This window comes from Phytoactinopolyspora endophytica (genome assembly GCF_004138495.1).
GTDB lineage: Bacteria > Actinomycetota > Actinomycetes > Jiangellales > Jiangellaceae > Phytoactinopolyspora > Phytoactinopolyspora endophytica.
Genome location: NZ_ML142849.1, coordinates 639,545 through 644,264, shown reverse-complemented (window position 1 = coordinate 644,264; position 4,720 = coordinate 639,545). Strand labels below are relative to the sequence as shown.

Below are 4,720 nucleotides of genomic sequence, written 5' to 3'. Positions count from 1 at the left end.
GTCGGCGTAGTACCAGCCGCCAGCGGCGGTAGTCGTCACCACCACGACGACCATGGTCACGGAGGCGATCCCCACACGTTTCCGCCAGCGTCGCGGGCGGGGCTCGATGCTGCTGCCGGCATGAGCGAACATCGCCGTGCGATCGGCTGGCGTGAGCGTCTCGTCGGTCACACAGGAAGTCTGCCATGCGGGGTAGGCGGACGCCGGTGGGGTGGGACTCCGCCGGCCGCCCGGCGGCTACTTGTGGATCGCGCGGGATGTGTCCAACAGGTCGCCAGGCGGCGGGTGGCGCTGGGTGGGTCAAGTTCCGTTGATCCAGGGGCCCGGTTGGGCTTGAGCCTGGCGACCTGTTGGACACATCCCGCGCGACCTTTCATGGCCAGGCGCCGGGCGGTAGCAGAGAAGCGGGAAAGAACGAGAGGACGGGCGCGATGAGCGGGGCACGACGGGTTGTCGTACTCGATTACGGCTTCGGCAACGTACGCTCGGCGGTGCGCGCGCTCGAGCACGTCGGCGCCGAGGTCGAACTGACCGCGGACCGGACTGCCGCGGAGAACGCCGACGGGTTGGTCGTCCCCGGTGTCGGTGCGTTCGCCGCGTGCGTCGACGGCGTCCGTGCGGTCGACGGCCACCGGGTGATCGGACGACGGCTCGCCGGAGGGCGCCCGGTGCTCGGCATCTGTGTCGGGCTGCAGGTGCTGTTCAGCCGCGGTGTCGAGCACGGGGTCGAGGCCGAAGGGCTCGGCGAATGGCCGGGTACGGTCGAGCAGCTGAAGGCTTCCCCGCTCCCGCACATGGGCTGGAACACCATCGACGCGCCGGGGGGAAGCGTGCTCTTCGACGGCATCGAGAAGGAGCGCTTCTTCTTCGTGCATTCCTACGCGGTGCGGCGATGGGAGCTGCCGGAGTCCGAACGGCTCCGGCCGCCGCTCGTGACCTGGGCTGAGCATGGTGGCGACCGGTTCATCGCCGCTGTCGAGAACGGGCCGCTGTCGGCGACCCAGTTCCACCCCGAGAAGTCGGGCGATGCCGGGCTGACGTTGCTACGAAACTGGATGAAAGGGCTGGATACGTGATGAGTTCCACCAAGTGGGACGCCCATGCCTACGATCGCGATTTCGGGTTCGTCGCGGCATACGGCGTCGAGCTGCTTGACTGGCTGCGGCCGCAGCCAGGGGAGCGGATCATCGACCTCGGGTGCGGTACCGGGGACCTCACGGCCCGGCTGGTCGAGACCGGGGCGTCGGTCATCGGCATGGACGCCGAGCCGGCCATGATCGAGGCGGCCCGCGAGCGGCTGGGCGACGCCGCCGAGCTCCAGGTCGCCGACGCCCATGACTTCTCGGTCGATGATCCGGTGGACGCCGTCGTCTCCAACGCGGCGCTGCATTGGATGCCGGCTCCGGTCGAGGTCCTCGGATGTGTGTCCGACGCCCTGCGCGAGGGTGGCAGGTTCGTGGCCGAGATGGGCGCGACCCGCAACGTCGCTACCATCACGGACGCGGTCGAACAGGCCTGCCGGGAGACCGGGCTGCCGGAGCGACGGTGGCCGTGGTACTTCCCGTCGCCCGCGCAGTACGCGGCCATCCTGGAGGACGCCGGGCTGGAGGTGCGCCAGCTCGACTTCTACGACCGTCCCACGAAGCTGACCGGTCCGGATGGGATGGAGCGGTGGCTGGAGATGTTCGCCGGGGAGGTCGTGGCGGACCTGCCGGCGGCGACCGTGAGCCGGGCGCTGGAGATCGCCCGGCCGGCTCTGTGGCACGACGACGCGTGGTGGGCCGACTACCGCCGCCTGCGGTTCCGCGCCGTCAAGGTCGCCTGAACGTGCGCAGGTCCCTGTCGATGATCGCCGACGATCGGTGGGGTGGACACCACAGCGATCGTCGGCAGTCCCTGACCGATCGTCAAACGTACGGAGATGAAGCATGAGCGATGAGCGGCTGATCCTGTTGCCGGCCGTGGACGTGGCCGACGGCGAGGCGGTGCGGCTGGTACAGGGCGAAGCGGGAAGCGAGACGTCGTACGGTTCACCGCTGGACGCTGCGCTGGCGTGGCAAGATGCCGGCGCCGAGTGGGTGCACCTGGTGGACCTGGACGCGGCGTTCGGGCGTGGATCGAACCGCGAGCTGCTGGCTGAGGTGGTCGGCCGGCTCGACGTCGCCGTGGAGCTGTCCGGCGGTATCCGGGACGACGAGTCGCTGGAGAACGCACTGAAGACCGGGTGCGCGCGGGTGAACCTCGGCACCGCGGCGCTGGAGGATCCGGACTGGACGGCTCGTGCGATCGCCAGGCACGGGGACCGCATCGCCGTCGGGCTCGACGTGCGTGGGACCACGCTGGCGGCACGAGGATGGACGCGCGAAGGCGGCGATCTGTGGGAGGTCCTCGAGCGGCTGGACGACGACGGCTGCGCGCGCTATGTCGTCACCGATGTCACGAAGGACGGCACGCTGCGCGGCCCGAACCTCGACCTGCTGCGCTCGGTGTGTGAGCGCACGGACCGGCCGGTCATCGCCAGCGGCGGAGTGTCGAACCTGGAAGACGTGACGGCGCTGCGCACTCTCATCGGCATCGGGGTGGAGGGCGCGATCATCGGCAAGGCGCTGTATGCCGGCGCGTTCACCCTGGAGCAGGCCCTCGAGGCCGCCGCATGACCGCCATTGTCTCCATGATCATGAACATTAACCGTGCTATATGAACGGTTAATGTTCATGATCATGGGAAGAAGAGGGGAGGAGCGGGCATGAGTGTTGCGGTGCGGGTGATCCCGTGTCTGGACGTCGACGCCGGTCGGGTGGTCAAGGGCGTCAACTTCATGAACCTGCGCGACGCCGGTGACCCGGTGGAGCTGGCCGCGGCCTACGGGGCGGAGGGCGCCGACGAGCTCACCTTCCTCGACATCACCGCATCCAGCGACGACCGTTCGACCACATACGAGGTGGTGTCCCGCACTGCGGAGGAAGTGTTCATCCCGCTCACGGTCGGCGGCGGTGTGCGTACCGTCGACGATGTCGACCGGTTGCTGCGCGCGGGTGCGGACAAGGTGGGCGTGAACACCGGCGCAGTCGCGCGTCCCGAGCTCATCCCGGAGATCGCCGACCGGTTCGGCGCGCAGGTGCTGGTGCTCTCCGTCGACGCTCGGCGTGGCGGTGGCACCGCGTCGGGATTCGAGGTCACCACGCACGGCGGCCGGCGCGGCACCGGCATCGACGCGGTGGAGTGGGCACGCCGCGCCGCGGAATCGGGTGCCGGGGAGATCCTGCTCAACTCGATGGACGCCGACGGCACCAAGGACGGCTACGACGTCGAGATGATCACGGCGGTGCGCGCGGCCGTGCGGGTGCCGGTGGTGGCCAGCGGCGGTGCGGGCGCGGTCGAGCATTTCGCGCCGGCGGTCGACGCGGGCGCGGACGCGGTCCTCGCGGCCAGCGTCTTCCACTTCCGTGAGCTGAGCATCGGCGACGTGAAGAACAGCCTCGCCGCGACCGGCCACACTGTGCGTTGACCGCCGAGCGTGGGTTCGTACCGCCAGTGATCGCAGTGTCTGGTTGGCGCTGACATAGTGCATTAAGCACGGTTGGAAGGCGATTTCCGCCCGGGGCGAAACCAGTTTCACGAGTGTCGGTGGGAGTTGATACTGTACAAACGACCCAGACAGCCACCTTGATGTGACGTTGGACACTTCTCCCGCGGCACGGGCCGGTCTGTATGGGATACCTCGCATCGAGGGGACCTCCGCGCCGGGGCGCCGTCATCGGACGCACGCTCGCGGTTCGGTGAGATGCGGGTCCACACGAGTCAGGCGACCCCCTATGTGCGGCGCGGCGGAGCGCCCTCCTGGCTCTTGAGCTACCGAAGGCAGTGCAACGTGTCGGACAGAAGACCCGAGCGGCGCGCCACGCTCGGCGAAGGACTCCGTGTCCTGGGCCTTGCCCTGCGCGGCGAGCCGTTCATCCTCGGCATCGCCATCGCGGGAAGCGCGCTCTACGGCCTCATGACGGTGATCGCGGCCGAGGTGATCGGGCGCGTGACGGACGAGGCGATCGTGCCCGCGTTCGCCGACGGAGAGACCACCGCCGCAACGATGTGGCTCGCCGCCACCGCCATCATAGGTACCGCGGTGCTGAAGGCGGCCGGCATCGTCATCCGCCGGTTCTTCGCCGGCGTGGGGCAGTATCGGCTGAACGCCACCTATCGCCGCCGGGTGACCCGCCAGTACATGCGGCTGCCGCTCGCGTGGCACCACCGGCACCCGGCGGGAAACCTGCTGTCGAACGCCAACGCCGACGTCGAGTCGACTTTCTGGCCGATCGCGCCGCTGCCGTTCGCCCTCGGCGTCGTGGTCATGCTCTTCTTCGCCCTCGGCTCGATGTTCCTTGTCGACCCATGGCTGGCCCTCGTCGGGGTCATGGTGTTCCCGGCGATCCTGATCATCAACTTCGTCTACCAGCGGAGGCTGTCGCCGCTGGCGACCCGCGCGCAGGCGCTGCGGGCCGATCTGTCCGGCGTGGCGCACGAGTCGTTCGAGGGCGCCGCCCTGGTCAAGGCGATGGGCCGGGAAGGGGACGAGACGGAGCGGTTCCGCGCCGTCGCACACAACCTCAGAGACGCCAACACCGGCGTCGGCCGGATCCGGGGCGCCTTCGACCCGATCCTGGAGGCGCTGCCGAACATCGGGATCCTCGCCGTCCTGCTCATCGGCTCCGCCCGGATCGCC

Annotated in this window: 5 protein-coding genes; all 5 read left to right on the top strand. The window is 69.3% G+C overall.

Translation table 11 applies throughout. From position 1 onward, the window contains the following. Positions 1 to 431: 431 nt before the first annotated feature. On the top strand, positions 432 to 1,076 hold the full coding sequence (hisH, locus tag ELR45_RS02815; protein WP_129663221.1) for an imidazole glycerol phosphate synthase subunit HisH: 645 nt from the start codon (positions 432 to 434) through the stop codon (positions 1,074 to 1,076). Further along, positions 1,076 to 1,825, top strand: coding sequence for a class I SAM-dependent methyltransferase (locus ELR45_RS02810; protein ID WP_129663219.1), 750 nt, complete (start codon positions 1,076 to 1,078; stop codon positions 1,823 to 1,825). Before hisH ends, ELR45_RS02810 begins: the two co-directional genes overlap by 1 nt. 103 nt (positions 1,826 to 1,928) lie before the next feature. Further along, entirely contained in the window at positions 1,929 to 2,657 is a 729-nt protein-coding gene (gene priA, locus ELR45_RS02805; protein ID WP_129663217.1) for a bifunctional 1-(5-phosphoribosyl)-5-((5-phosphoribosylamino)methylideneamino)imidazole-4-carboxamide isomerase/phosphoribosylanthranilate isomerase PriA, read from the top strand. An 89-nt stretch (positions 2,658 to 2,746) separates the two neighbouring features. After that, entirely contained in the window at positions 2,747 to 3,508 is a 762-nt protein-coding gene (hisF, locus tag ELR45_RS02800) for an imidazole glycerol phosphate synthase subunit HisF (protein WP_129663215.1), read from the top strand. Between the two features lie 363 nt (positions 3,509 to 3,871). Beyond that, positions 3,872 to 4,720 (top strand): ABC transporter transmembrane domain-containing protein (locus ELR45_RS02795; protein ID WP_165367416.1); only part of this gene is annotated, 849 nt, incomplete at its 3' end.